A 26,768-nucleotide genomic window follows, 5' to 3' on the forward strand; every position below is an offset into this window, starting at 1 on the left:
CCTCAGAAGTATCGAAAGGAACACCATGACGCCCAGCACCCAGATTCAGCTGATCAACCGGCCGGTGGGCTGGCCCACCCAGGACGACTTCCGCACCGCCACCGTCGAGCTGCCCGACCTCGGGCCCGACCAGGTGCGCGTGGCCAACGAATTCGTCTCCGTCGACCCGTACATGCGCGGCCGGATGAACGACGTGAAGTCGTACATCCCGCCGTTCGCGCTGGGCGAGACGATGACCGGCGGAGCTGTCGGTCGCGTCGTCGAATCGACCGCCGCCACGCATCCGGTCGGCTCGGTAGTGGTCCACGATCTCGGGTGGCGGGACCTCGCGCAGGGTGACGCCTCGGCATTCCGCGTCGTCGACGAGATTCCGGGAGTGTCGATCTCGGCCTATCTGGGGATTCTCGGACTGACCGGGCTCACGGCGTACGTCGGACTCGTCCACATCGCACACCTGAAGGCCGGCGACTCTGTGTTCATCTCCGGCGCCGCGGGTGCGGTGGGGACGGCCGCCGGGCAGATCGCACGACTCGAGGGGGCGTCCCGCGTCATCGGATCCGCTGGGTCCGCGGAGAAGGTCGCGCTGCTGACCGATCGTTACGGATACGACGCCGCCTTCGACTACAAGCAGGCGCCGGTGCGTGAGCAACTCCGCGGACTCGCAGGCGACGGCATCGACGTCTACTTCGACAACGTCGGCGGCGACCACCTCGAGGCCGCACTCGACGTCATGCGGAACGGTGGCCGGGCCGCGCTGTGCGGCGCCATCTCCGCGTACAACGCCACCGAGCGCACACCGGGCCCCGACAACATGGTGAACATCATCAGCCGGGGGCTCACCCTCGAGGGCTTCACCCTCGGCAACTACACGCACGTCTTCCCCGAGTTCGCCGCCAAGATGGGACCGTGGCTCGCATCCGGCGACGTGGTCCACGACGAGACCGTCGTCGACGGCATCGAGAACTCGGTCGACGCCTTCCTGCAGCTCATGCACGGCGGAAATGTCGGGAAGATGCTGGTGAAGGTGGCGTAGCCACCCGTGCGCGGTTAAAGAGTCCAGAGACTCGTTAACCGCGCACGGGCGCGTCAGCGCCTCACGGAGGAATACCGTTCGCGCACTTGGGGTGCCGGGTCGGCCTCGTAGCGCTGGGTGGACGTCTGATCCCACTTGGGTGGTTCAGGGGTCCCGGCCAGCGTCCAAGCCGCCTGCCTGCATGCGCCGATCGCGACGTACTCCGCCGGCTGCGGCACCAGGACCGGGGCCCCGAAGATGGCGGGCGCGAGTTCGCACAATGCCTGGGAGCGGGCGCCGCCGCCGACGAGGAGGATGCGACGCACCGTGACGCCCTGGGCGGTCAGGTGGTCGATGCCTTCCGCCAGGCCGCACAGCAGCCCCTCGACTGCCGCGCGGGCGAGGTGGGCGGGGGTCGAATTGGCCAGCCGGAGTCCGTGAACGGAGCCGGTGGCATTGGGACGGTTGGGGGTGCGCTCACCCTCGAAATACGGCACCATCACGAGCCCGCCACTGCCGGATGGCGCCGACAGCGCCAGCCGCGCCAGCTCGTCGTGATCGACACCCAGCAGCGAGGCGGTCGCGTCGAGTACCCGGGCAGCGTTCAGCGTGCACACGAGGGGAAGTTGACGTCCGGTGGCGTCGGCGAAGCCGGCGACGAATCCGCCCGGATCGTTCGCCGGGGTCACCGATACCGCGGACACGACGCCCGACGTTCCCACGGAGACGACGACGTCACCTTCCTGGGCGTCGAGAGCGAGTGCGGCGGCAGCATTGTCGCCGGTGCCGGGACCGACCGCGGCGCCCCATCGGGTTTCCCCGATCTTCTCGGCCGGGCGGGCCACCCGCGGCACGGCGGCGGTGCGTCCGCGCAGTGCCAGCGACAGCAGGTCGGGTCGGTAGGAATCCGTGGCCGCGGAGAAGTATCCGGTGCCGCTGGCGTCGCCGCGGTCGGTGGCCAGGGTGCCGAGATCGGACCTGCCGGTGAGCTGCCAGCCGAGCCAGTCGTGGGGCAGGCACACCGCGGACGTCCGGCCGGCGTTGGCCGGTTCGGAATCGGCGAGCCAGCGCAGCTTGCTGACGGTGATCGCGGCGAGCGGCACCACACCGACGGCGTCCGCCCACGCGTCCGGACCACCGAGGTCGTCCACCAGCTGGGTGGCGGCGTCGGCGGAGCGAGTGTCGTTCCACAACAACGCCGGACGCACGACCGTCCCGGTGTCGTCGAGGCACACCATGCCGTGCTGTTGCGCGCCGACCGACACCGCGGCGACGTCGTCGAGTCCGCCGGCGGCGGCGATGGCGTTGTCGAGGGCCGACGCCCACGCCTGCGGGTCGACCTCGGTGCCGTCCGGATGCGAGGCCCTGCCCTCGCGGACGAACTCACCGGTGTCGGCGTCGCAGACGATCACCTTGCACGACTGGGTGGATGAATCGATGCCCGCGACGAGGGTCATTGCCGGACACCTGCCGCGCGATCCAGTGTTTCGCGGCTGGGGAGGTCCGCCCCTGCGCGCGCGACGGTGAGACCCGACATAAGTACCGCGTTGTCCAGCACGTTCCGCACCTCTTCCGGGGCGATCGCGTGGAGGGCGTCGCGGCTCTCCGCGCCGAGGAATCCGTGCGCCCAGAACCCGTCGAGGAGCCCGGCCATGAAGGCGTCACCCGCGCCGACCGTGTCGACCACCTCGACGTTGCGGGCCGCGACCTCGACGAGTCCGGCCGCGCAGACCGCGAATGCGCCCTCGGCGCCCTTCGTCACCGCGACCAGCGCCGGTCCGCGGGACAGCCATTCGCGGGCGATGTCGTCGGGATCCCGTTCGGGGTCGTACCAGCGGAGGTCCTCGTCGCTGACCTTGACGATGTCCGAGATCGACACGAGGTGCTCGATCCGCTGCCGGGCGCGTGCCTTGTCGGTGATCAGCACCGGTCGCACGTTGGGGTCGTAGCTGATGGTCGCCGACGAGCGGCGGCGGTCGAGCATGTCGGCGACGACGTCGCAGCCGGGTTCCATCACGGCAGCAATGGAACCGGTGTGGACGAGCGCCGGGATAGACGACCCGCTGGGGGAGGGGAGGTCCCACTCGATGTCGAACTCGTAGGTGGCGGATCCGGCGGAATCGAGGGTGGCGTGGGCCGTCGCCGTTCGCTGCGCGGTGACGCTGCCGGGCGCGAGGCTCACTCCCGACTGCTCGAGGTGCCGGACGATCGCGCCGCCTCTCGTGTCGTCGCCGATCCGGGTGACGAATTCGACCGGACGACCGAGCCGGCCGAGACCGACCGCGACGTTGAGCGGGCTGCCGCCGACATACTCGGTGGTGGCGCCGCTGCTCGCCGTCACGATGTCGATGAGGGCTTCACCGATGACCAGACTCATGACTGCACCTTCTCACGCAGAGCCTCGAGTGTCTTCCGTGCACCGACGCTGTGCAGTGAGTCCAGCGCCCAGAGGTACGCGGTGACGAAGCGCGGATTGTCGGCCAGGTCGCCGAAGACCGACTGATTCTCGATGAACGCCGTGCGGTTCTCGTGCTGGCTGCGCGCGATCGGCACGAGGGAGTCCTTCAACTGGTCGACGACGTCGATGGGCTCGCCGTCCTCGTCGACTCCCTCGGCATACCGGGCCCAGCTCGCGACGATCGCGGCCGACAGCCGGATGTGCCGGTCGGCCAGCAGGTTTTCACGGATCACCGGCAGCAGCCACTTCGGGATGCGGTCGGACGATTCGGCGCACAGGCGGGCGACGGTGTCGCGGATCTCGGGGTTGGAGAAGCGTTCGATGAGCGTGCGCTTGTACTCGTCGAGATCGACGCCGGGCACCGGCGCCAGGGTGGGCGTGGCCTCCTCGTCCATGTACGCGAGCAGGAAGTCGGCGAAGAGTGGGTCCTGCGCGACGTCGTGCACGAGCCGGTATCCCGACAGGTAGCCGAAGTAGCAGAGGCCCTGGTGGCTGGCGTTGAGCAGACGCAGCTTCATCAGTTCGTACGGTTCGACGTCGTCGACCACCTGGACGCCGACGTCCTCGAATGCGGGGCGGCCGAGCGGGAAGGCGTCCTCGAGCACCCATGACGTGAACGGTTCGGCGGCGACGGGCCACTGGTCGTCGATGCCGAACCGCGACGACAGCGCCTCCGTCACCTCGGGGGTGGTGACGGGCGTGATGCGGTCGACCATCGAGTTGGGGAACGACGTCTCCTCGCGCATCCACGCCGCCAGTTCGGGATCCTTCAATTCGGCGTACGCCAGGAACATCTTGCGCGCCACGTCGCCGTTGCCCTGAATGTTGTCGCAGGACATGATGGTCGGCGACGCCAGCCCGCGCGCTCGGCGCCGGGCCAGCGCCTCGATGACGAGTCCGAACGTGGTCCGCGGTGCGACGCCGTCGGTGAGATCGTGTACGACATCCGGGTTCTCGGCATCGAACTCGTCCGTGTCGTGGGTGAAGTTGTAGCCGCCCTCCGTGATCGTCAGCGAGACGATCTTCGTGGACTCCGCGGCGATCTTCTCGACCACGGCCTCGGGGTCGTCGGGGGCGAAGAGGTAGTCGACGATGGACCCGATGACGCTGACGTCCCAGGTGCCGTCCGGGTGCCGCAGCGCCAGCGTGTACAGGCCGTCCTGCGCGTCGAGGACGTCCTTCATGCGCCGGTCACCGGGCAGGACCCCGACCCCGCAGATGCCCCACTCGCGGGCCTCCCCGCGCCGCAGCAACCGGTCGACGTACATCGCCTGATGCGCGCGGTGGAATCCGCCGACACCGAAATGCACTATCCCTACGGTGATGTCGCTTCGATCGTAATTCGGCACCTGCACGGTGTCGTCGAACTGTTGCAGTGCCTGCGCGCACAATTGCATCGGTCTCTCCTCATTCCTGGACGCGCACGACGGCCTTGAGGCTGCCCGGCGTCCGGTCTGCGTTCAGTGCTTGCTCCGCCTCGGCGAGCGGAAATCTTCCGGTGACCATCGAATCGAGGTCGACCCGTCCCGACCGCGCGAGGGCGATCGCCGTCGGCCAGGTGTTGGCGTAGCGGAATACCCCGGTCAGCACCAACTCCCGGTTCTGGATGGTCTGGACCGGCAGCGTCATCTCGGGGGCGCCCATGCCCACCAGAACCACGGATCCCGCGGGCCGGACGGCCTGGATCCCGGCCAGCACCGCACTCGGGGCGCCGGACGCGTCGACGAACGCGTCCACGTGGAGTCCCGCTACGTCCTGCTCGCGTGGGTCGAGCACCGCGGTGGCGCCGAATTTGGTTGCGACCTCGCGTCGCCGGGGATCGAGGTCCGAGACGACCACTTCGGTGGCACCGAACGCGAGGGCGGTCTGCACCATGGCGATTCCGATCGGTCCCGCGCCCGCGATCAGAACACGGGATCCGGCGGTCACGCCGGCTTTGCGGGTGGTGGCGATGGCCACGGACAGCGGCTCGCACAGCGCGGCCGCGTCCTCGGACATCTCGTCCGGAATCGCGTGTGCGAACGCCGAGCCGATGGTCACGTATTCGGCCAGCGCCCCGTCGATCGGCGGGGTGGCATAGAACTGCATGTGCGGGCACAGGTTGTAGAGACCGCGCCGGGATTCGTCGGTGTCCGGGTCGGGGCGCTGCGGTTCGATGGAGACACGCTGCCCGATACGCGTTGCCGGGACCCCGTCGCCGACACCCACGACCGTGCCCGACGCCTCGTGGCCCAGCACGATCGGCTGTTCGACCACGAACTCGCCGATGCGGCCCTCGCGGTAGTAGTGGGCATCCGACCCGCAGACGCCCACCGAGGCCACGCGGACCAGGACGTCGCCGGGAGCGGGAGTGGGCACGGGGCGTTCCCGGATCTCGATCACGCCCGGCTCGACGAGCACGCTGGCACGCATCGTCCTGGGGATATCCGAAGGGAGTGTTGTGTGGGTCACACTTCGATGCTAGCGTATTGAGCAGATGAACGCATAGTGATCATTTGCTCACGGTTTCTCGAGGTTCCGAAGACACACACGACGGACCCGGGATCATGGCGAGGAGAACCAGTGACGTCCCCCAATTCGACGGCCCCGACGCCGTCTCCCATCACGGCACCACCGCCGTCCACGACGGAGGATCTGCGCCTCGCGTTGCGCGCTGCAACGCTGTACTACCTCGACGGAATGACCCAGGCCGAGGTCGCCACACGACTCGGTGTCTCCCGCCCCACCGCGGGCAGGCTGGTGGCGCGAGCCCGCGCCCAGGGCCTGGTGCGCATCGAGGTGCACGCACCCGCGCATCTGCGGGATGCGCTGCGCTCGGACGAGGAGCGCGCGCTCGAGGAGAAGTACGGACTCGTCGAGGCGGTGGTGGTCGCCGATTCCGTCGACGCCGCCGGTGCGATCGACGACCACAACAGCTTCGCCGGTGTCGGGCGGGCCGCGGCGTCCCTGCTGGTTCGCCGGATTCGCGAAGGCGACACCCTCGGATTCACGTGGGGGCCGGAGACGGTCGCAGTCGCGCAGGGATTGCCGTCCGGGGCGGCCACGTGCGCGTCCGTCGTCCAGCTCGACGGTTCGGTGAGTGCCATCAATTACCAGACCGGAACGGAGTACGTCCTGGGTAGATGCGCAGAGCAGCTGCAGGCCAACACTGTTCGGCTTCCCGTTCCGCTGTACGCGGACGCGTCGACCGTGGTATCCATGCGGGGCGACTCCGTCATCTCCAAGGCGCTCGAGGCCGGGCGGACCGCGGAAATGATGATGTTCGGAACGGGTGCCGTCTCCACGTCGACCACCCTGTTCGAGGGCAGCTTCATCGACACGGACATGCTGTCCGTGCTCACCGGCCTCGGCGCGGTCGGCGAAGTCGGTGGACGCTTCTACCGATTCGACGGAACCGAGGTTGCCGGCCCTCTGGACGAACGGGCCATGTCCGTTCCTCTCGACGACATCCGCGCGTGCGAGGGGTCGATCCTCGTCACGGGTGGCGTCGCCAAACACCAAGCGGCACTGGGTGCCCTCCATGGCGGACTGGCCAAGATGCTGGTCTGCGACATCGAATGCGCGCGTTGGCTGCTCGATCAGTAGCACCACGCAAGAGAGGTGAAGATCGGTGAAGAAACACAGGAAACCAGCGACGATGCTGGTAGCCGGAGCGGGAGCGCTCTGCCTCACGCTGAGCGGATGTGCGGGCGCCGGATCGCTGGGCGCGTCGGACCAGACCATCACCATCGCGATGGTCTCCAACTCGCAGATGCAGGATGCTCAGAAGCTCGCCTCGCAGTTCGAGGAAGAGAATCCCGACATCGACCTGAAGTTCGTCACGCTGTCGGAGAACCAGGCGCGCGCGAAGATCACGGCGTCCACGGCGACCGGTGGCGGCGAGTTCGACGTCGTGATGATCAGCAACTACGAGACCCCGCAATGGGCCAAGTACGGCTGGCTGAAGAACCTGTCGGAATACGCCGAGGCGACGGAGGGTTACGACGAGGCCGACTTCATCCCCACCCTGCGCGAGTCGCTGTCCTACGAGGGGAACATGTACTCGGTGCCGTTCTACGGCGAGTCCTCGTTCCTGATGTACCGCAAGGACCTGTTCGAGCAGGCCGGAATCACCCTGTCGGAGAAGCCGACGTGGACCGAGGTCGCGACGGCGGCAAAGCAACTCGACTCCGAGGACATGGCCGGCATCTGCCTTCGTGGCAAGCCGGGCTGGGGCGAATTGCTCGCACCCCTCGACACGGTCATCAACACGTTTGGTGGCCGTTGGTTCGACGAGGACTGGAACGCTCAGCTGACGAGCCCGGAGGTGGAACGCGCGGTGCAGTTCTACGTCGACCTGGTGCGCGAGTACGGGGAGCCCGGCGCCGCGACGAGCGGTTTCGGTGAGTGCGCCACACAGCTGGCCCAGGGCCAGGTGGCGATGTGGTACGACTCGACGTCCGCGGTGTCCACGCTGGAGGATCCGGCGTCGAGCGCCGTCGTCGGCAAGATCGGGTACGCCCCCGCGCCGATCGAGGTGAAGGACAACTCCGGCTGGCTGTACAGCTGGTCGTTGGGAATTCCCGAGAGCAGCGAGAATCCCGACGCGGCGTGGAAGTTCATCTCGTGGATGACCGACAAGCAATACATACGCACGGTCGGTGAGGATCTGGGCTGGGAGCGGGTGCCTCCGGGCAGCCGGCTGTCGACCTACGAGATTCCCGAGTACAAGGAAGCCTCGGCGGCCTACGGTCCGCTGACGCTCGAGGCGATCGAGGACGCGACACCGAATGCGCCCACCGTGCAACCGGTTCCGTACACCGGCGTGCAGTTCCTGGCGATCCCGGAATTCCAGGATCTCGGAACCCGCGTCAGCCAGCAGATCAGTGCGGCGATCGCAGGCCAGCAGACCGTGCCCGAGGCGCTCGCCCAGGCACAGCAGTACGCCGAGGTGGTCGGCGCGACATATCGGGAGGACCGATGACAACCATTGCCGAGAAACCCACCGCGAACGGCACCGCCGACCGGGTGCGGGAACTGCGGGAGGCCAAGGACGACAGCGTCTCCCGCGCCGAGGGATGGCGTCGCCGGGGGCCGTTGCTGCCCGCTCTGATCTTCATGATCGTGGTGACCCAGATCCCGTTCCTGTTCACGCTGTACTACTCGACGCAGTCCTGGAACCTGGTGCGTCCGGGCTCCCAGGCGTTCGTCGGACTGCAGAACTACGTGGACGTGTTCCAGGACAGCCAGTTCCGTGAGGTCGCGGTCAACACCGTGATCCTGATCGTCGGCACCGTGCTGATCTCGGTGGTGCTCGGGTTGCTGCTCGCCCTGCTGCTCGACCGTGCCTTCCTGGGCCGCGGCATCGTGCGCACGCTCCTCATCACCCCGTTCCTGGTGACACCCGTCGCCGGTGCGCTGCTGTGGAAGACCACGATGTTCGACCCGGTGTTCGGCATCGTCAACTTCGTCCTCTCCCCGTTCGGGGTGGGACAGGTCGACTGGGTCAGCAAGTTCCCGCTCGCCGCGGTCATGGTGAACCTGATCTGGCAGTGGACCCCGTTCATGATGCTGCTGATCCTGGCGGGTCTGCAGTCCATGCCGCGCGACATCCTCGAGGCGGCACGGGTGGACGGCGCCAAGCCGATCGCGATGTTCCGCGAACTGACGCTCCCACATCTGCGCCGGTTCATCGAACTCGGCGCGGTGCTGGGCGCGATCTACCTGATCAACACGTTCGACGCCATCTACATGATGACCCAGGGCGGGCCGGGCACCGCCAGTGCCAACCTGCCCTTCTACATCTATCAGCGCGCATTCCTCGGTTTCGACATCGGGCAGGCCGCAGCGATGGGCGTCATCGTCGTGATCGCGACCATCGTCGTCGCGACCCTGGCGCTGCGCCTGATCTTCAAGAGCTTTACCGGTAACGAGGAGGCAGCGTAATGAGTACCGACACTGCGGCGGCGCCGGTGGAGTCCACCCCCACCGCGCCGGAGACGAAGCGGGCGCGCAAGCACCGCAAGTTCAGCCCGTGGAGCGTGGTGGCGTGGATCGTGGCGCTCGGCTTCTTCTTCCCTGTGGCGTGGATGGTGCTCACCGCGTTCAAGCAGGAGGGCGACGCCTACACGACTCCGCCGAAACTGTTCTTCACGCCCACCCTGGACCAGTTCAAGGCAGTGCTCGACAGCGGAATCGGCACGGCACTGCTGAATTCGGCGTTCGCGACCGCTATGTCGACGATCCTCGTGCTCGTGCTCGGTGTGCCGGCGGCGTTCGCGCTGTCGCTGCGACCGGTCCGCAAGACGAAGGACGCCCTGTTCTTCTTCATCAGCACGAAGATGCTCCCGATCGTCGCCGCGATCATCCCGCTGTACGTGATCGTCAACGACATCGGTTTGCTCGACAACATCTGGGCGCTGGTGATCCTGTACACGGCGATGAACCTGCCCATCGCGGTGTGGATGATGCGTTCGTTCTTCCTCGAGGTCCCCGGTGAGCTGCTCGAGGCCGCGAGCATGGACGGCGCGAGCCTGTGGACGTCGGTGCGCGAGGTGATCCTTCCGCTCGTGTCGCCCGGCATCGCGGCCACCGCGCTGATCTGCGTGATCTTCTCGTGGAACGAATTCTTCTTCGCAGTCAACCTCACCGCCGTTCAGGCGCAGACCATTCCGGTGTTCCTCGTCGGATTCATCACCGGTGAGGGCCTGTACTGGGCCCGGCTGTCGGCAGCGGCGACGCTGGCGGCGCTCCCGGTCATCCTGGCCGGCTGGGTCGCACAGAACAAACTGGTCCGCGGCCTGTCCTTCGGTGCGATCAAATGATCACCCCCGCAACCACTTCCCCCGACTTCGGTACCCACAAGAGGAGCAATCATGGCTGACATCGCGTACAAGGGCGCATCCTGCATCTACGAGAACGCCGACACGCTGGCGGTCGACACGCTCGACCTCGACATCGAAGACGGCGAGTTCATCGTCCTCGTCGGCCCGTCCGGCTCCGGCAAGAGTACGGCACTGCGGATGCTCGCCGGCCTCGAGGACATCGACGAAGGCACCATCGAGATCGGTGGCAAGGACATGGTGGGTGTGCCGTCGAAGGACCGTGACATCGCGATGGTATTCCAGAACTACGCCCTCTACCCCAACAAGACGGTGGGCGAGAACATGGGCTTCGCGCTGAAGATGCGCGGAGTCGGTGTGGAGGAACGTAAGAAGAAGGTGGCCGATGCCGCCAAGCTGCTCGACCTCACCGACTACCTCGACCGTAAACCCGGCAAGCTGTCCGGTGGTCAGCGCCAGCGCGTCGCGATGGGACGAGCGATCGTGCGTGAGCCGCAGGTGTTCTGCATGGACGAACCGCTGTCGAACCTCGACGCCAAGCTGCGCGTCCAGACCCGCACGCAGATCGCGGCGTTGCAGCGCCGGCTCGGCACCACCACCGTGTACGTCACCCACGACCAGGTCGAGGCGATGACCATGGGTGACCGGGTGGCCGTCCTCAAGAACGGCAAGCTGCAGCAGTTCTCGGCGCCGACCGAGCTGTACGACCGGCCCACCAACGCCTTCGTCGCCGGCTTCATCGGGTCGCCCGCGATGAACCTGATGACCGTGCCCATCGTCAGCGACGGCGTGCGCCTCGGCAACTCGACGCTCGCACTCGAGCGCGACCAACTGTCGGCGCTGCACGCCGCCGGGCTGGAGACCGTCACGGTCGGGGTGCGTCCCGAGCAGCTGGAGTTGTCGACCGGAGAGGGCGGCATCGAGGTGATCGTAGACCTGGTCGAAGAACTCGGGAGTGAATCCTACGTCCACACCCACATCGCCGGTGACGGTACGCAACTCACCGCTCGATCACTGACCCGCACCCCCGCGCGGCTGGCCGACACGGTGTCCTTGCGCAAGCGGGACGGAGCGGTGCACCTGTTCCACCCGGAGACGGGGGAGCGGATCGGCGACTAGAGCGTGCGTGGGCGCGGGCTGATCCGAGATCGGGTCCGCGCCCACCCTGTTGTGCCGTTCGTGGAATCAGCTGTTGGACAGCCGTTCCGGCGCCATCTTCTCGTCGAGGTGCGTGGCGGTCAGTGCCCCGGACGCTATCTCCTGCTGCACACGGAATTTCTGGATCTTGCCGGTGGGCGTCATGGGGAGTCCGTCGGTGAAATACCACAGCGAGGGCGTCTTGTGTGCGGGGATTCGGTCGCGGCACCAGGCCTTCAATTCGGCCGCGTCCGGCGGATTGGCCGGGTCCGTGGGCCGCACGACGGCGCCGATCTGCTCGCCCCACTTTTCATCCGGAATCCCGACGATCGCCACCTCGGCCACGTCCTGGTGCTGGAACAGCAGTTCTTCGATCTCGCGCGGGTAGATGTTGAGTCCGCTCCGGATGATCATGTCCTTGAGGCGCCCGGTGATCCGCAGAAATCCTCGTTCGTCCATCGTGGCGAGATCGCCCATGCACAACCATCCGTCGGCGTCGATCGTCGCTGCCGTTTCCTCCGACATGTCGGAATATCCGAGCATCGTCTGGTAGCCGCGACAGCATATTTCACCCTGCTCGCCGATCGGCACAACCTCACCGGACACGGGATCGATGATCTTCACTTCCAGCTCGGGCAGTGGCTGGCCCACGGTGGTCGCTTGATCGGCAGGGTCGTCGGTGATCCGGGTCTGGCTGATGACTACGTGCATCTCGCTCTGCCCGAACAGAATCGTGAACTGGCAGTCGAGTTCGTCGATGACCCGTTCGACCAGCGACTGGGGAACAGCGGGGGCTCCCGACAGTACGGTGTGGAGGCTCGACAGGTCACGACTTCGGCGATCCGGATGCTCGAGAAGCGAGATCAGCATCGTCGGGACCATCAGTGAGTGTGTTCCGCGACAGGTTTCGAGCATTTCGAGCATCAGTGCGGCATCGAAGCCGGGCAGGACGACATAGGTTCCGTGCGCGGCGAACGTCCCGAGTTCGGTGACGGCGCCGCCTCCGATGTGGTACATCGGCATCGCGTTGACGCAGACGACATGGTCCGCCATCCCGGCCTGTCAGCGGCCATGTAATTCCTCTGGTTGAGGGGTTCGTCCGTCACGTAATTCCCCACCCGGCCGTCACGTAATTCCGACTTGTATGAGTGTCAGCGGTCCGTGGTCGGGTCAGCTACCCGTAGCGTTCCGTAGCAGACCGGAAGGGCGACTCGCGTAATTCCTGTCACCCGACCGTTGGGTTGACCCTGGTAGGGGTGTGTCCAACCCTCCCGGTCTGCGTTCACGGAGTGACTGAAGAGAGGCGTGACCCCAAGCTGCTGTGAGAGGTACTTGAAGTCGGATTGTCCTCCGCGGATCCCATCCTGACAGAGAAGGGAACCGTCTTCCATGATCGTCATCGGTATCGATCCCCACAAGTCCACCCACACCGCAACCGCGGTCGACCCGGCCACCAACACCGACCTCGGCTCGATCCGCATCGACGCCACCCTCACCGGCTACAAGACGCTGATTGGCTGGGCCAAGTCCTGGCCGCAACGCCCCCACAATGCGGGCGTATCACGAGGAGCTATTCGGCCCCGTGGCGGTCGTCTATCGCACGACTTCTCCAGCGGATGCCGTCCGGATCGCCAACGCTTGACCATACGGCTTGGGCGGGGCTGTGTTCAGCAGCGACGTGGGCCTGGCCGCTCACGTCGCGGACCAGCTCGACGTCGGGATGGTGGGCATCAACACGACCATCAAAGCGAGTCCGACCTGCCGTTCGGCGGAGTGAGGAACTCCGGAATCGGTCGCGAGCTCGGTCGGCACGGGCTCGACGAGTTCGCGAACAAGAACCTGGTGAGAACCCTGCAGACGCAGGCACAGCCTGCCAACAAGCGAGGTGGAAACTAACTTCGGTGCCATAGTCGTCCGGGACCGCAGCGCCGAACACTGCTGGGGAGAAACGCGGCGGACGGCGGAAAGTTCGAATGTGCACTGCAACGCACGCGCCACCACCCGCGAATTCCTGGCCGGTCTTCGACCACCGCAGCTGCATTTGGCCCCGACCAGCGGTGCAGAATGGCGTCTATGCCAGTTGGATCGACATGATCGGATCCGACCGGGAAAGCCTCGACATAATGACAATCTGGACGGCATTTCGGCGGCTTGGGGAGGATGTGCGTCAAGCATCAACTCCGATCTATCCGGGTCGCAGAAATCGGATCGAGAGTTGAACCGAAATCCGGTGCTGGTCGTCGACATTCGCGGTCGACCAGCACCAGGATTCGATGAGATTCCGATGCGGGCGTGACAACTGATCAGGTCTCTACCTGGGTCAGGTGCGGATCGCACCGACGAGAACAACAAGAGCGAGTACTGCGAACGACGCATCGCGCTGTGTCCGATCGTAGGGTATGCCGTACACCTGGATGCACACCTTCGGTCATGCCCGCATCGGGGATGGCATGCAGGCCCTTCGGGGTGGCGGTGACCCACACAGTGCCGGCGCCGTCGATGGTGACCTAGGGTGGGGCTGCGGATCGCGCCCGAGCTACGCCGATGTCGCTTCGCCGCGTCTGATTGGGACCCGACGTTGACTGCGACCGAGATCAACCTCACCGGGGGCGCCGTCGTCGACTGCCGCGGGTTGCAGGATGGACGAACGCCCATAGGCACTCGTTTCGAGGAGATCTTCAGGGTGGTCGGGCGGTCGTCATGATGGGCTGAGAAGGGCACGCCCGAAATCTTCGCGAATAACACCTTCGGGCATGTTTGGGGGATGTGTTTCAGCGAGACGAATTCTCGCGGATCCGTGTGGCGTCGACTACGGAGAATTTAGTTGGGTCGCAGTCGGTGGAGCACATCGTTTGCAACGACGAGATCCTCGCCGAGGGCGACCGACCGCACACGGACACCGTCCGAATCGGACTCAGCGGTCCCGCCGACGTTCACTACGGTTCCGTGGCCGAGCACACGCATGGATTGCAGGACAACATCCGTGACGGCAGTGTCGCCGGGCAGACAGTTGACGAGGATGTCGGCATCACCGAGTGACGCTGCGAGTTCCGCCACTACCCGACAGGCGTCCTCGTTCGAGGATAGATCCCCGGCTCCGGACAGCGCCCAAATACCCGACGCTGATTCGAACAGCATTTTTGCCGCAATTTCACCTTGTTCGACATCGCGGCCGATCAGGCCGATTCGCTGTGCACCGAGCTCGACGAGTCGATGCGCAATCAGCAAACCGAATCCTTGGTCACCACCCACGATGAAGATCGTGGAGTCATGCACGGGGCTCATGTCGTGGTCCGCACCGTCAGCGGAATTGAGACGTGGCTGTGGTCGCCGGCGGTTCCGTCGCAACCGGCGCATTGGGGGATTATTCCGGCTGCCCGCGCGGCCAGTTGTTGCTTGGCTGCACCGTCACGCGATTCGGTCGGAGCGACTGATCCTGCGTACTCGTCCCGTGCCAGAAGGCCGGCGCCGTACGCTCCTGCGATCTGTGGCTGCTCGAGCAGTTCGAGGGGGTGGCGTAATGCCAATTCGATGTAATGCCTGGCTGCCGCATTCTGGGCGACACCGCCGGTCATGACGGTTGGCGTCGCCTTGCCGACCTGGGCGATCAAGCCGAGGGTTCTCGCGGCAACGGCTTTGTGGACCGAGGCGGCGATATCAGACTTGGCTTGCCCCTGAGCAAGGAGGGAGATCACCTCTGTCTCGGCGAAGGTGGCGCACATGCTACTGACTTCCAGGCCGTCGGCGCCCGCCAGCGCGAGGCTGCCCACCTCCTCGACATCGACTTCCAGTGCGCGGGCGAGCACGTCGAAGAAGCGCCCGGTCCCGCTCGCACACCGATCGTTCATGGCGAAGCGATCCACCAAACCGTCGGAGTCGACCGCAATGACTTTGCTGTCCTGACCGCCGATATCGATGACCAATCGGACCCCCGGGTACAGGGCGGCTGCTCCGCGCGCATGGCAGGTGATCTCGGTGAACGACCGGTCGGCGCCTGGGACGAGCTTGCGCCCGTATCCTGTGCTGATGGTTCGTCTGATGTCGTCCTGAGTGACATCTGCTGCCGTCAGCGCCTGGTTCATTGCGCGTGTCACCGCATCTCTACTGACGGCACCCATCTGGACAACGCTCGAGCCGACCAAGCCACCGTCCTGGTCGACGACGGTGGCCTTGGCCGTCGTCGAGCCGAGGTCGACGCCCATCACGTACCAGTTCATCAGACCAGCGTCTTCATCCGCTGCACGTCGATGGCCTCCAACATCGCCTCGAGTCGACTGTCGAACAGCTCATCGTTGTAGAACGACGCGTCCGCGACGTCGCCTTCGAAGACGAACGACTTGACCCCACGTTCCCGCTCAGCTGCTTTGGCCAGCATCGACTGTGGATTCGTCATTGCGCGGCACGTGCGAGTCGAGTGGAAGGCGATGCCGTCGATGGAGTACTGGTCGAGGCGCTTGAGCAGCAATTCCTGAAGATTCTTGAGCCCGTGGTTCAACGGGCACAGCAGGTAATGCTGGCCCATTCCCTTGAGTGGATTGTCTATGTCGATGAGTTGCGGTTCCTGCCAGAAGGATTCATGCGTGTAGCGACCAGCGACGACAGCGACGTCGTACTCGGCGAACTTGCGGGTGAGGAATCCGAGTTTGTTCCAGTTCATTATGCCGTCGAAGTACACGCGGTACCGCTCATTTGCGACGGCGGAGACTCCGTCGACGATGCGCTGCTGGATCTCGGCTTTCACACCCGCGAAGTAGTCGACGAGTGCCTGATTACCGGGGAGGAAGTTGATGGGTGCGATGCTGGCGACCCAGTCCCAATACGTCGCCGGAGTCGGGGCGAGTGTGCACAGTTCCATCGCTTCGAGGCGCAGTTGCGATGCCTTCTTGATGTAGGACATGCTCTCGCTCAACGCATCCCAGTCGAACGGTCGCCCGGTCTGATGCTCGAGAAATTCGACCAGTTCCCGCAGCTGGCCTTCTACGTAGGTGCTGACCTCGTTCCACTCTTCACCACGCATGTATCCGGCGTCCGGCTTGTTGCCCCACAGCATCGGAATCGACACGTTGAAGATGGGGAGCTTTCGGTCGAAGACACGGTACGTCATCGCGTCCCATTGCTGACCGGTGCTGCAACCTGCATACCCGTTGACGAAGAAGTCCGGCGCAGGAAGTTTGGCCGCCAGTTCCTGCTGGTCGAGCATGCCTACGACGCCGCTCTCGCGTTCGTTGACGTTCTTTTGCGTCAATACGGCGCACCCGAGATGAGTGCGGGCATACGAGCACAGCTCACCGATATAACCGTACTCGGAACCAGCAGCCTGGGCCGGCTCCTCGAGGTGCTGTGCGGCGAGGCGGGCAGCGAATGCCTCACCGTGGCACCATTCGAGGCCTGCTGCCTGAAAGATGGGGTTGAGGGCGGAACCGTTGTACCAGACAACGTGCTTTCCACGCTCCTTGGCGGTGAAGATGTTCTCCCAGTAATCGGCGGTCATCTTTCCGCCGACTCGGGTGCTCGACAGTCGGTTGGTCTTGCCTTGGGGCGTTGCGATCGGCACTACGAACTCCTTCGAACGTGGGTTACGAATCAGGCAGGGACGGGTGCGGCATGACGACGGATGCGCTCGATGAATGTCTCCATCTTGGTCCGCAACGTTTCCACCGGAATGCCCTCGTGTTCGGTCTCGATCAACAGCGATGGCACATCGTGCTCTTCGAGCGCCTTGCGCAACTCCGGGTAGTACAGCATGTGCGGCTCGCAGAATTTGGCCATCAGAACGACGACTCCGACAGAACGACTCTTCGCAAGCGAATCCAGCAGGTACGTATCCCAGTCAACCTTGCTGGTGACGCGAGTAGGGCACGGTGCGTTGATGTTTCGCTGCATGTACCACGTCGACAGCGCCTTCAGTGGATCGTCGCTTTCGGGGACATCGGTAGAAATGTAGCGGTAGCCGGTGTAAAGGTCGTCATCCACGACGAGTCCGCCGGATTCCTCGATGACGTCGAGGATCTCAGGTTTGGGCGCGTGGCAGAAATGACCCGAAAGATGCAGCCGCACCAGGTCATCCGGTGCCTGATCGCGCAGCACGAGTCGATCGAGCAGTGTCTCGAGGACGGCTGTGTGCTCCTCGATATCCATGACCATGCTCGATTTGACGAGAAGTTGCATCTCGCCGGCAGTGATGCGTGTCAGGCCTGATCGGCGCAAGTCGTAGAACCGGCGGAGCAGGCGACGGTTCGCATTGAACAGTCCGATACTGCGTGTGAGGTCCTCGGCGGTCACGACAGTGCCGACGACGGTTTCGATCTCGGTCTTCAGTTCGCCGATTCGGCCGTCGACTCGCGATTTGGTCCAGGCGTCATCCATCGCGCTGGTGAATTGCGCGAAGTGCACCGGCTTTTCGGGTCGTGCATAGCGGATGGCATCGACGGCGCCCAGAAGTTGAACGCAGTGGTCGGCAGCGACGAATCCGTCGAACACGTCGAGTTCGCCGATGGCCGCCTGGTCGGCGACGCTTCTGGTGTATCCGCAATAGAACTCGGCGAGCATACTGCGACCCTCGGTGATCGGTGTCTTGCTCTCCTGAACGATCACCGGCAAGGCGCCTGCAGCATGCACGATCTCGGACGGAAAGTTCATGGGGAACGAGCCGATGACAGGTCGTCGATGTGTGTCCTTCCAGTTCTGTGCGTACGAAACCGGATCGTCGGCGGCAATTCGCAGCGTGGCCAGCGAGGGTGCGTGGAGTTCGCTCACTGTTCTCCTTCAACTTCCTGAAGTGAAACGCACCGCAACGGCGCTGCCTCGAACTATACATTTTAGGACAGGCGCTGTCGAGAAATGTAAAACTAAATCTGGTTAGACGTATGCCCGAACGGTTCGAGCGGTGTTCAGTCGAGGCGCGCTATCGACAGCCAGTGCGCGTGCGCTGCAGGTGCCCACTCGGTGCGGAAATCCTGGAGTCGTTTCACGACCCCGAGGCCGGCCCAGCCGGGGAGGAGGACGTCCGGCAGGTGTGGATCCATGTAGGGCGTCTGCCGGAGTGCGTCCACCAACTCCAGGTGGGCGAACAGTGCAGCCTCGCCCGCCAGGCCTTTCTTGTCTGCGAACCTGGTCAGTAGGTCGTCGTAATCGTGGGCGATCTTCTCGAGATCCCACGAACGCTGCACCAACTCGTCCTCCGAGATGCCTGCGGCTGCGGGCGACCCGATGAAGGAGACGGTGTTCGGCGACAGTCCGAGGGAATCGATGACCTTCGTGGCTTCGGCCAGGCGATCAACGTGCGGGGTGACCCACACACCGGGGCTGGGATTGCCGAAACCGGCCCATCGGAACGCGGCATACAGCTTCTTCCGTACCGCGCGGTGCGACTCGGGAACAGGAGCGATGACGACGAGCCACCGGCCGTCCCATCGCGCGGCTTGGGATGCGTCCGGGAACACACGCGTCGTACCTTCGATGAACAGCTGATGGCCCCGCTCGGTGAGGCTCCACTTCGTTTCGCGACCGTCCCGTTTGGCGGTGATCAGACCGGATGCACCCGCGCGAGCGATTGCCTGCCTACTGGCAGCCTCCCCGAAGCCCAGGCCGGTGAGGGCGTAGAGCAGCGCCGCCGTCCGTACCGGTCGACGGTACGGAGCGACGAACTCGCCGAGAATCGAGATGAGTGCGGAACGCGCGCTGCCAACCGAGGTCGACCCCCCCGTACCCGGCTTCGACATTGATTCGGTCACGGACGACATGCTATCTGCGACCACTCGAACCACCGCTGCCAGGGAATCTGCTCAGACCGGCGCCGGCACCGGTGTCGGCAACGCAGATGCCAGTCGGCGAAGGATGTCGGCCGCCTCGGACGCCATGCGAGGGACGAACTCGGCGATTTCGATGATGTCGTTGATCGCGGACGCCACCTGGCCGGTCAGGACCAGGCCGTCGGTGACGTCCCCGTCGGTCTGAGCGCGCTGCATCGATTCGATCTTCCATCGTGTGAGCTCGACGGTGTCGAGGATCTCACCCGCCGACTCCTGGTGATCCGTGAGCATCTTCGATGCAGCATTGCGCAGGCCTCGACATGGCCCGTAGACACCGTCGAATGCGACATCGTCACCCTCCCCGGCCCCGAGAATCGCCTGGATATACGCCGGATGCCAGTCGGAGTTCGCGGTGCTGGCGATGAACCGGGTTCCCATCGCCACACCGTCTGCGCCCATCGCCAGCGCCGACGCGAGGCCCCGGGCATCGCGGGCGCCGCCGGTGAGCAGAACCGGAATGTCGACCGCTTCGGTGACACTGGGAATCAAGACATACGAGTGAACGGCTTTGCTCGGTGCGTGGCCGCCCATCTCGAAACCCGCAGCAATGACGACGTCGACGCCGGCGTCTGCGGCCTTGACGGCCTGCCTCGTGGACCCCACCTTGTGCTGGTGGATCAGACCGGCGTCTTTGATCAGCCCGATGTAGTCGCCGGGGAATCCCGCCGAGGTGGTGAGTACGGTCAACTGGTCGGTCAGTACCGAATCTGATCGCCGAGCCTCGAGCACCGTGCGGATGTAGACGTCGGTAAACGGCAGTACGACGCCGTTGCCGTCGACACCGACCGGAATGTTCACCGCAAACGGATTGCCGGTCAGGGACGCGCACTCCTCGATGTGTTCGCGGAACGTGCGTGCGCCTGCCTCGAGGTCGGTAGGCATGCCGGGCATCGAGACCGTCCCCAACCCGCCTGCGTTGGAGACAGCGGCCGCGAGTTTGGGAGTCCGGAACGGGCCGAGTCCTTCCTGGACGATCGGGTGGTCGATTCCGATCAGGCGCGTATACCGGTTGGTGATGGGATGCATGCAGGGCTCCTGCCGGGGAAATGGGGTGTACGTAGTGCTACAAAGTAGGTGCGTCAGCGCCTCGATGCGTCAACTCACGTCCGCGCGTTCGGGTGCCGACGCCAGCTCGCCGGCGATAATTCGGTCGCGCAGGCGGAACTTCTGAATCTTGCCGCTCGGCGTCATCGGGAACTGGTCGGTGAAATACCAGAGCGAAGGCGCCTTGTGGGCCGAAATGCGTTCGCGACACCAGGATTTGAGCGCAGAGGGGTCGGGACGATCGTGGCCGTCGTGGAGTCGGATGACTGCCCCCACCTGCTCACCCCACCGCTCGTCCGGCACGCCCACGACGATGACGTCGGCGATCGACGGGTGCTGGAACAGTAGCTCCTCGATCTCGCGAGGATACAGGTTCACGCCACCGCGGATTATCACCTCGGTAAGGCGTCCGGTGACCTTGATGAAGCCCCGGGTATCAATGGTGCCGAGGTCTCCCATGTGTAGCCATCCCTCGGCGTCGATGGTTGCGGCGGTGGCATCGGGCATCTCGTAGTAACCGAGCATGTTCTGGTAACCGCGGCAACAGATTTCGCCCTGCTCACCGATTGGCAGTGCTTCACCCGTCAGCGGGTCCGCGATCTTTACCTCGAGTTCGGGTAACGGCTGACCGACGGTGGTTGCTTGATCGACCGGATCGTCCGTGACGCGAGTCTGGCTGATCACACCGTGCATCTCGGTCTGTCCGAACAGGATCGTGAACCGGCAGTCCAGGCGGTCGATGACTCGGTGGATCAGGCTCTCGGGCACGGTTGCGGCTCCGGACAACACCGTGCGCAGGCTGGAAATGTCCCTCGTCGCCAGATCCGGGTGTTCGAGCAGTGCAATGAGCATCGTGGGGACCATCAACGAGTGCGTGCCGTTGTAGGTTTCGATCATTTCCAGAGTCTGCGCGGCATCGAATGCAGGGAGTACGACGTAGGTGCCCCGCTTCGAGAAAGTCCCCAACTCGGTGACCGCGCCGCCGCCGATGTGGTACATCGGCATCGCATTGATGCACACGCCGGCCTCTTCCATGTCGGCGCGGTCGAACACGAAGTTGGCCTCGTTGATGATGCCCTTGTGGTGCAGTAGAGCACCCTTCGGGAAGCCCGTTGTTCCCGACGTGTACTGGATCTGCACGGGATCCATGGGATCTACGTCGGGCAAGTCCTTCGTGCTGTCGGCGGCGTCGACGAACGACCGCCACGTGCTGGTGCTGACGATCGTGTGCAGCCCGGGGAGATTGGGCCGGATCTCGTCGATGATCGATCGGAGGTCGACTCCTCTGTAGGAGTCGCGATAGAACAGTGCCACGGCACCGGCCTGCTTCAGCACGTATTCGAGTTCGTGGGCGCGGTAGGCGGGATTCGCAGCGACGACGACCATTCCTGCCATCGCGACGGCCTGCTGCAGGATGACCCAATCGGCACTGTTCGGGGCCCAGATACCGATCCGATCTCCAGGTTCGCACTTGGTCAGCAGTGCCTTGGCAACCGACTCGACCTCGGTCAGCAGTTCGCTGTAGGTCCACGAGGTCCGCTCGCTGGGGTCCGGAGCGGCGTCGACGAGGGCGATGCGGTCGGGCACTGTGCTTGCAGCCTCGCGAAGCAACCCACCGAGGGTAATGTCGCGAACTCCTGTGCTGGAAGTCGACGGCCACAGTGATAGTTCTGGGTGCATGGGGCGTAATCCTGTCTTCAGCGTTCGAGTTGAAGTGTCGTTTCGATCCTCGGTACACGAGACATCTCGAAACCTTGTTGCCTCTATCACACACTGAAGTAATACATTGAAATCAAAATTCGTCCAGCATTGTCATATGACTGGAACGTCGAGCCGGGCGGCGTCGTGGATGCCTCCGGTACCGGCGAGGATAAAGCGATTACCTCATCATCAATCAAAAACAACTAGGCCCTCCGGGGTCCTGACGTCCTTTCGGAGATGCCTTGCGTTGTGTCTATACTCTACATAAATGTCCATGACACATCAATATCTGTCAACTATGCTGTAATAGCATCGCCCCTGGAGGTAGTGCATGTCCTCATCCACGCTGGTCCGGAACTACGAAGACTCGGGAGTGCTGATCGCCGGTGGCACCTCAGGTGTCGGCCTCGCGACGGCTCTCGGCTTTGTTGACGCGGGCGTACGCCGAATCGTGTTGCTCGGTCGGAACGAAGAGCGAGGGAAGGCCGCAGAGCGAACGGTCCAGGATCGGTGTTCGGATGCCGACGTAACCTTCATCGCGACTGATGCATCCGACATCGGCCAGGTGGAATCTTCCGTCGCCGCTGCTCACCGGGTGTTGGGATCGGTCGATGTTCTTGTCAACTCCACCACCACGTCCTACCGGCCTGAGCTGCTGCACCGTACTCCGGTCGCCGACATCGCGGGCATCCTGATGGGGCAGGCTCTACCCCCGATGCTGATGACCCGGACAGTGTTGCCGCTGATGCAACAACAGGGAGGGGGAAGCATTGTCAACATCGCGTCGGACGCAGCCAAGGTGCCGACGCCCGGTGAGAGTGCCCTCGGGGCCGCGATGGCCGCGATCGTGATGTTCACGCGGGTTACCGCGATCGAAGCCAAGCGCAACGGTGTGCGAGTGAACGCGGTGACTCCGTCACTGATCGATGGCACACCCACAGCGGCCAATGTGCTCAGCGATGGTTTCAGCAAGTCGCTTTTCGAGAAGGCGTCAGCTCAAGCTCATCTCGGGGTGGCTGTGCCCGAGGATCTCGCGTCCCTCATCGTGTTTCTCGGCGGGCCCGATGCAGCCCGCCTGACCGGTCAGACGATCAGCGTCAACGGCGGGATCTCTGCCTTCTGACGCACCATGAACCCACCCTCGCCCTCCTGCCGCGGGGAGCAATCGCCGCCAGGGGCGGTGGGGCGGTGAGGGCGCAACGTCAGGACAATTGGGCCCGAGCAAGCATGCCATCGATGTCGACGATCTTGACCCGCGGGCGTCCCGCCTGCTTCCCGGTAGTTCGTTCGAACTGATCGATGGCCTGCCAGCGTCTACATAGATCTCATACTGTCTGCCACTTGCGTGGCGGGCGGTAGAGATGGACGTGTGTCAGGGCTACCCGCATCACCGTGAGGTGGTGCGGGTTTGACCGTGTCCCACACCGACGCTTGTGGTGCAGGAACATATCTGTTCGGAGTCACCCCCGCCCGCGGTGTTGCGGTGGGGAGGCTGCGGCGGACCCGGCGGTGCCGCGGCCTGCTCGGGGTCGGGCTGGTCTTGTCCCGGGACTTGCGGACCGGCGCGTGCTCGGCGACCCGGATCGCGGGCATCTGCCCCCGCCGCCGGGTGACCGTGGTTTTGCCGAGGAGGGCGCGTTTGGCCAGGTTGACCCCGGCGATGTGGTCGCGGTTGCCGCCGACCCGGCAGCCCGAACACCACGCACTGTGGTATCCGCCGGGGCGCGAAAGGGGTTCGTCGCACCCCGGACACCGTGCGGAGGATCCGCGGGCCGGCACCGAGACCACCGCGATGCCGACCTCTGCGGCGGTGTGGGCGAGGGCGGTAACGGCGTGGCGGCGGGCGGACTGCGCGGCCCGATTGTTGTTGACCCGTCCGTGCCCGCGGGTCTCGAGGGTGGTGAGGTCCTCGACCGCGGTCACCCGTGCGCCCGCCGCCTCGGCGTAGTCGGTGACCTGGCGGGCGAAGTGGAATCCCAGTTCTCGGTTGATCTTCCCCCGCTTGATACCCACCGCCTCGCGGTGGGCGTCGAGGACGGCGATCTTCGCCTCCAGCCGGGCGCGGGCCTCGGGTTCGGCGTTGGTGGCGAGTTGGGTCAACCGGGCCGCCTTGCGGTGCAGCATCTGCCCCTCCGCTTGCAGGCGCGCCAGTTTGGTCCCGAGGCCGCGGTCATCGTACGTCCAACCCCGAAAGTCCGAGGACAACCCGTCCAGGTTCTCGGTGGTGATGGCGGCGGCACCGAGCGTGGACGGGGACCAATCGACCCCCACCGCGGTAGTTCCCGATGTCACATCGGCGACGGGGACCGTCTCGGTGGCGGCGCACCGCAACAGCAGACCCCTTTGGTCGAGGACCAGGGTCGGGAGATGCCAGTCGGTGATCGCTCGGCCGTGCAGGTGCGCGGGGATGGTGGCGGTCAGCCGGACCCGTCGCCAGTGCGCGCGTCCTGTCGGGGCTGCCGTGGTGGGCAGTTTCACCGTCAACACCAACTCACGCTCTGCCACTGTGAGTTGTGCGAGTTGCCGATCGGCGGCGGACAGCCGGGCCATCGCGCTCGTCTGCGGTGGTTCCTGGATGTCGGTGATCCGCAACCGGCCGGCCAGTACCGCGTCGCCCTCGCGGCGGGCGCGGGCGATGAGCTGGCGCCGCACGCCCCGGGCGAAACCCAATGGCACCCAGTCGCCCGGTTCGGTCGGCGGTGCCACAGTGCCGGTGGCCGGGTCGAACCGCTGAGAGAGCGATGTGATCGCGGTGTCCCGGTAAGCGAGGGCCCGCAGGGTGGCCATCACCTGCGCGGTCACCACCCGGGTCACCCGTGAGGGCACGTAGACCCCGTCCGGGTAGTGCGGGTTCCAGCCGAGGCGGGACGCGGCGACATGACCCTGTGCGGGCAGCCTCCGGTCCCGGTGGTCCACGCCGGCGGCGAGGACATCGAAGGTGTCCGGCTGCCACAGCCGCGCCGTCAACTCGGTGCCGGCCGCGGCGATCAGGTCGAGCAACCACCGCACCCGGGTGTCGACGTCGTCGAGTCCGATCGGCTCACCGGTTATGTCGTCGACCGCCACGTGGGCGCGGGTGGTGAACGCGAACTGCCGCGGCGCAGCCGATCCCGGCCCGGTCATGCCGGCCGACCCGGCGCCAGGAACAACCCGAACAAGCCCAGGCCGATCTTCTCTTCCGAGAAGAGCCGCCATCCCCGACAAGCTCATCGACCACCCCCCTTTCCCGCCCTCTGCGACGCCACCTCTCGCAGGGCCTCGACTGTAACGCCGACCTCCGACAAGAACCGCTCGATCCGCGCCACCTATGAGCTAAGCCAGTCGATCCCGCCACACCCCACCACCGGGTGTCGGCCCGAGCCGCAGGGTCGAGCATCCGCCCGCGCCCCGCTCGCTGCTCTCTCGAGACACGAACCGGGATCCTTGCAGATCCGAGATCCCGCACCAATAGCATTCTCCCGCAACATTGTGCTGATCGGCTGGCGATTCGTCCCGTCCTACCGAACCCGGCACCCGGCACCCCTATGAATACCTCCTCCCTCACGGGAGTCGCTCCCGCGCAACCTGATACAGCCTCCCTAGAGAGGCGCCCCGGGTCCGCGCGACCACAGAGTTGAGGACCCGAACCCGCGCGCGGAGACGGCAACCGGCCCTCCGTCGGCGCCCTTGCGCACCCGACGACCGGCAGCCCACGAACTCCGCAGACGCCAATCCGCGGTGACAGACAGGGCCAGAAACTGACAGAGAGTATTAGATACATTGGCAACAGATGAGAGCCTTCGTAGTCGATCGATTCCGTCTGCGTTCTTGCACGAGATCCACCAACGATCGACGATCGCCCGATGGAGGTGTGAGTCGTCCGTACGTGTGGTCGTCGAGAATACGTTCGACCGTCTCGATCGAAAACTGCCTGTTCGTACCGATGACACAGGAAGGGCCACGTTTGATCCACCCGGTCATGTACACACCCGTCCGAGTTTCTCCTGTACTCGGATCCACAACCTGACCGTTGTGGTTCGGAATGATTCCGCGGTCGATGTCGAAGGGAAGGCCGGGCACCGGGCGGCCCCGGTAGCCGACTGACCGTACGACGAGTCCGCACTCGAGTACATCTGTGATCTCGGTCGGCCGGATGCCGGAACGGCTATTACCGCCAGCGACCATCTCATTGCGTCGCAGGCGAATTCCTCGAACGCGATCGTCGCCGAGGATCTCCACCGGTGATGCCAGATAGCGCAGCACTATTCGTCGAGGGGCGCCGCTTGCGGGTCGTAAGGCGAGCTCATCTGCAACCTGCGCCTTCAGGGTTGCCGGCGAATAGGCTGGATGGTCGATGTCGTTCTGTGTGGGGTGGACTTCCATCGCGGGACAGTCGAGGGTTAGCTCGACCTCGGATGTCAATCCGGCGAGGCCCAGCAACTCGGGTGTCGTGTAAGCGGCGTGCGCCGGGTTGCGGCGTCCTACTACAACGACCTCACGGATACTGCTGCCGGCCAGCGCCGATAGGGCATGTCCGGCGATATCCGTGCGTGCCAACTCCTTGACGTCGCGTGTGAGGATTCGTGCGACATCCAGCGCCACATTCCCGTTGCCCAGTATCACCGCTCGCTCGGCGGACCGGTCGAAGTCATGGTCTGCGTGATCGGGATGGCCGTTGTACCACCCGACCAGGTCGGCCGCCGACACGCTGCCCTCCAGGTCTTCTCCGGGAATGCCCAGTCGCTTGTCGGCGGCGCACCTACCGCGTAGATCACCGCATGATGGTGGGCAAGGAGTTCGTCGTG

21 protein-coding genes and 2 pseudogenes are annotated in these 26,768 nt (G+C 65.0%); 9 read left to right on the plus strand and 14 right to left on the minus strand.

All coding sequences use genetic code 11. The features are described 5' to 3' along the window. Positions 1-25: 25 nt before the first annotated feature. On the plus strand, positions 26-1,033 hold the full coding sequence (locus JVH1_RS22855) for an NADP-dependent oxidoreductase (protein ID WP_009475589.1): 1,008 nt from the start codon (positions 26-28) through the stop codon (positions 1,031-1,033). A 53-nt stretch (positions 1,034-1,086) separates the two neighbouring features. Here JVH1_RS22855 and xylB read toward each other — a convergent pair whose 3' ends face one another. Genes xylB through JVH1_RS22875 form a run of 4 tightly spaced genes read right to left on the minus strand, consistent with a single transcriptional unit; the run spans position 1,087 to position 5,882 of the window. Beyond that, the gene (xylB, locus tag JVH1_RS22860) at positions 1,087-2,469 is read right to left on the minus strand and encodes a xylulokinase (protein ID WP_009475588.1); all 1,383 of its coding nucleotides are present in this window, start codon (positions 2,467-2,469) and stop codon (positions 1,087-1,089) included. Further along, positions 2,466-3,389: a carbohydrate kinase gene (locus JVH1_RS22865; RefSeq protein ID WP_009475587.1), complete on the minus strand. Its 924-nt coding sequence runs from the start codon at positions 3,387-3,389 to the stop codon at positions 2,466-2,468. The genes xylB and JVH1_RS22865 overlap by 4 nt, the downstream gene beginning before the upstream one ends. Continuing rightward, on the minus strand, positions 3,386-4,867 hold the full coding sequence (locus JVH1_RS22870; RefSeq protein WP_009475586.1) for a mannitol dehydrogenase family protein: 1,482 nt from the start codon (positions 4,865-4,867) through the stop codon (positions 3,386-3,388). Before JVH1_RS22870 ends, JVH1_RS22865 begins: the two co-directional genes overlap by 4 nt. 10 nt (positions 4,868-4,877) lie before the next feature. Further along, a complete protein-coding gene (locus JVH1_RS22875; protein WP_009475585.1) occupies positions 4,878-5,882 on the minus strand; it encodes an NAD(P)-dependent alcohol dehydrogenase in 1,005 nt (334 codons plus the stop codon). Between the two features lie 150 nt (positions 5,883-6,032). Between JVH1_RS22875 and JVH1_RS22880 the strand changes: the two genes are divergently transcribed. The 5 genes from JVH1_RS22880 to JVH1_RS22900 are packed head-to-tail and all read left to right on the plus strand — an operon-like array spanning position 6,033 to position 11,410. Further along, positions 6,033-7,055: a sugar-binding transcriptional regulator gene (locus tag JVH1_RS22880; RefSeq protein ID WP_009475584.1), complete on the plus strand. Its 1,023-nt coding sequence runs from the start codon at positions 6,033-6,035 to the stop codon at positions 7,053-7,055. 52 nt (positions 7,056-7,107) lie between these two features. Next, positions 7,108-8,433, plus strand: a complete 1,326-nt coding sequence (locus JVH1_RS22885; RefSeq protein WP_009475583.1) for a sugar ABC transporter substrate-binding protein — start codon at positions 7,108-7,110, stop codon at positions 8,431-8,433. Then, the gene (locus tag JVH1_RS22890) at positions 8,430-9,395 is read left to right on the plus strand and encodes a carbohydrate ABC transporter permease (protein WP_043779351.1); all 966 of its coding nucleotides are present in this window, start codon (positions 8,430-8,432) and stop codon (positions 9,393-9,395) included. Before JVH1_RS22885 ends, JVH1_RS22890 begins: the two co-directional genes overlap by 4 nt. Next, positions 9,395-10,273, plus strand: coding sequence for a carbohydrate ABC transporter permease (locus JVH1_RS22895; protein WP_011595503.1), 879 nt, complete (start codon positions 9,395-9,397; stop codon positions 10,271-10,273). Before JVH1_RS22890 ends, JVH1_RS22895 begins: the two co-directional genes overlap by 1 nt. Positions 10,274-10,324: 51 nt before the next feature. Continuing rightward, the gene (locus tag JVH1_RS22900) at positions 10,325-11,410 is read left to right on the plus strand and encodes an ABC transporter ATP-binding protein (protein ID WP_009475582.1); all 1,086 of its coding nucleotides are present in this window, start codon (positions 10,325-10,327) and stop codon (positions 11,408-11,410) included. Between the two features lie 66 nt (positions 11,411-11,476). Here the strand turns inward: JVH1_RS22900 and JVH1_RS22905 are convergent, their stop codons facing one another. Then, positions 11,477-12,481 carry a class I adenylate-forming enzyme family protein gene (locus JVH1_RS22905; protein WP_009475581.1) on the minus strand — a complete coding sequence of 335 codons (1,005 nt, stop codon included), beginning with the start codon at positions 12,479-12,481 and terminating at the stop codon, positions 11,477-11,479. Between the two features lie 336 nt (positions 12,482-12,817). Here JVH1_RS22905 and JVH1_RS22910 point away from each other — a divergent pair. After that, positions 12,818-12,970 (plus strand): annotated as a pseudogene (locus tag JVH1_RS22910) (IS110 family transposase); the annotation flags it as partial. A 7-nt stretch (positions 12,971-12,977) separates the two neighbouring features. Next, positions 12,978-13,205: pseudogene (locus JVH1_RS22915) on the plus strand (aldehyde dehydrogenase family protein). Positions 13,206-14,248: 1,043 nt separating this feature from the next. On the opposite strand, the gene JVH1_RS22920 reads toward JVH1_RS22915, so the two are convergent. The 7 genes from JVH1_RS22920 to JVH1_RS22950 form a co-directional block, all read right to left on the minus strand. Next, positions 14,249-14,713, minus strand: coding sequence for an SDR family NAD(P)-dependent oxidoreductase (locus tag JVH1_RS22920; protein WP_043779346.1), 465 nt, complete (start codon positions 14,711-14,713; stop codon positions 14,249-14,251). Continuing rightward, positions 14,710-15,645, minus strand: coding sequence for an acyl-CoA dehydratase activase (locus tag JVH1_RS22925; protein WP_009475576.1), 936 nt, complete (start codon positions 15,643-15,645; stop codon positions 14,710-14,712). The genes JVH1_RS22920 and JVH1_RS22925 overlap by 4 nt, the downstream gene beginning before the upstream one ends. Next, positions 15,645-16,919 (minus strand): 2-hydroxyacyl-CoA dehydratase subunit D, encoded by a 1,275-nt coding sequence (locus JVH1_RS22930; protein WP_371113095.1) that lies wholly within the window; start codon positions 16,917-16,919, stop codon positions 15,645-15,647. The genes JVH1_RS22925 and JVH1_RS22930 overlap by 1 nt, the downstream gene beginning before the upstream one ends. A gap of 92 nt (positions 16,920-17,011) precedes the next feature. Next, positions 17,012-18,184, minus strand: a complete 1,173-nt coding sequence (locus JVH1_RS22935) for a 2-hydroxyacyl-CoA dehydratase subunit D (RefSeq protein WP_009475574.1) — start codon at positions 18,182-18,184, stop codon at positions 17,012-17,014. Positions 18,185-18,318: 134 nt separating this feature from the next. Continuing rightward, positions 18,319-19,170 (minus strand): PaaX family transcriptional regulator C-terminal domain-containing protein, encoded by an 852-nt coding sequence (locus JVH1_RS22940; protein WP_237735150.1) that lies wholly within the window; start codon positions 19,168-19,170, stop codon positions 18,319-18,321. Positions 19,171-19,212: 42 nt separating this feature from the next. Then, positions 19,213-20,265, minus strand: coding sequence for a nitronate monooxygenase family protein (locus JVH1_RS22945; RefSeq protein ID WP_009475572.1), 1,053 nt, complete (start codon positions 20,263-20,265; stop codon positions 19,213-19,215). Positions 20,266-20,334: 69 nt separating this feature from the next. Continuing rightward, positions 20,335-21,963 (minus strand): AMP-binding protein, encoded by a 1,629-nt coding sequence (locus tag JVH1_RS22950; protein ID WP_009475571.1) that lies wholly within the window; start codon positions 21,961-21,963, stop codon positions 20,335-20,337. A 352-nt stretch (positions 21,964-22,315) separates the two neighbouring features. Between JVH1_RS22950 and JVH1_RS22955 the strand changes: the two genes are divergently transcribed. Further along, on the plus strand, positions 22,316-23,107 hold the full coding sequence (locus tag JVH1_RS22955) for an SDR family NAD(P)-dependent oxidoreductase (RefSeq protein ID WP_009475570.1): 792 nt from the start codon (positions 22,316-22,318) through the stop codon (positions 23,105-23,107). Positions 23,108-23,298: 191 nt separating this feature from the next. Here JVH1_RS22955 and JVH1_RS22960 read toward each other — a convergent pair whose 3' ends face one another. After that, entirely contained in the window at positions 23,299-25,107 is a 1,809-nt protein-coding gene (locus JVH1_RS22960; protein WP_043779343.1) for a zinc ribbon domain-containing protein, read from the minus strand. Positions 25,108-25,734: 627 nt separating this feature from the next. Beyond that, on the minus strand, positions 25,735-26,670 hold the full coding sequence (locus tag JVH1_RS22965; protein ID WP_009475568.1) for a hypothetical protein: 936 nt from the start codon (positions 26,668-26,670) through the stop codon (positions 25,735-25,737). Positions 26,671-26,768 lie beyond the last annotated feature (98 nt).

This window comes from Rhodococcus sp. JVH1 (assembly GCF_000280725.2).
GTDB classification, from domain to species: domain Bacteria; phylum Actinomycetota; class Actinomycetes; order Mycobacteriales; family Mycobacteriaceae; genus Rhodococcus_F; species Rhodococcus_F jostii_A.

Coding starts and splice junctions, on each gene's coding strand:
- JVH1_RS22890 (WP_043779351.1), top strand. CDS start 8,430: ATGACAACCATTGCCGAGAAACCCACCGCGAACGGCACCGCCGACCGG.
- JVH1_RS22950 (WP_009475571.1), bottom strand. CDS start 21,963: ATGCACCCAGAACTATCACTGTGGCCGTCGACTTCCAGCACAGGAGTT.
- xylB (WP_009475588.1), bottom strand. CDS start 2,469: ATGACCCTCGTCGCGGGCATCGATTCATCCACCCAGTCGTGCAAGGTG.
- JVH1_RS22855 (WP_009475589.1), top strand. CDS start 26: ATGACGCCCAGCACCCAGATTCAGCTGATCAACCGGCCGGTGGGCTGG.
- JVH1_RS22955 (WP_009475570.1), top strand. CDS start 22,316: ATGTCCTCATCCACGCTGGTCCGGAACTACGAAGACTCGGGAGTGCTG.
- JVH1_RS22885 (WP_009475583.1), top strand. CDS start 7,108: ATGCTGGTAGCCGGAGCGGGAGCGCTCTGCCTCACGCTGAGCGGATGT.
- JVH1_RS22905 (WP_009475581.1), bottom strand. CDS start 12,481: ATGGCGGACCATGTCGTCTGCGTCAACGCGATGCCGATGTACCACATC.
- JVH1_RS22870 (WP_009475586.1), bottom strand. CDS start 4,867: ATGCAATTGTGCGCGCAGGCACTGCAACAGTTCGACGACACCGTGCAG.
- JVH1_RS22925 (WP_009475576.1), bottom strand. CDS start 15,645: ATGAACTGGTACGTGATGGGCGTCGACCTCGGCTCGACGACGGCCAAG.
- JVH1_RS22865 (WP_009475587.1), bottom strand. CDS start 3,389: ATGAGTCTGGTCATCGGTGAAGCCCTCATCGACATCGTGACGGCGAGC.
- JVH1_RS22895 (WP_011595503.1), top strand. CDS start 9,395: ATGAGTACCGACACTGCGGCGGCGCCGGTGGAGTCCACCCCCACCGCG.
- JVH1_RS22945 (WP_009475572.1), bottom strand. CDS start 20,265: ATGCATCCCATCACCAACCGGTATACGCGCCTGATCGGAATCGACCAC.
- JVH1_RS22900 (WP_009475582.1), top strand. CDS start 10,325: ATGGCTGACATCGCGTACAAGGGCGCATCCTGCATCTACGAGAACGCC.
- JVH1_RS22875 (WP_009475585.1), bottom strand. CDS start 5,882: ATGCGTGCCAGCGTGCTCGTCGAGCCGGGCGTGATCGAGATCCGGGAA.
- JVH1_RS22930 (WP_371113095.1), bottom strand. CDS start 16,919: ATGACCGCCGATTACTGGGAGAACATCTTCACCGCCAAGGAGCGTGGA.
- JVH1_RS22940 (WP_237735150.1), bottom strand. CDS start 19,170: ATGTCGTCCGTGACCGAATCAATGTCGAAGCCGGGTACGGGGGGGTCG.
- JVH1_RS22960 (WP_043779343.1), bottom strand. CDS start 25,107: ATGACCGGGCCGGGATCGGCTGCGCCGCGGCAGTTCGCGTTCACCACC.
- JVH1_RS22920 (WP_043779346.1), bottom strand. CDS start 14,713: ATGAGCCCCGTGCATGACTCCACGATCTTCATCGTGGGTGGTGACCAA.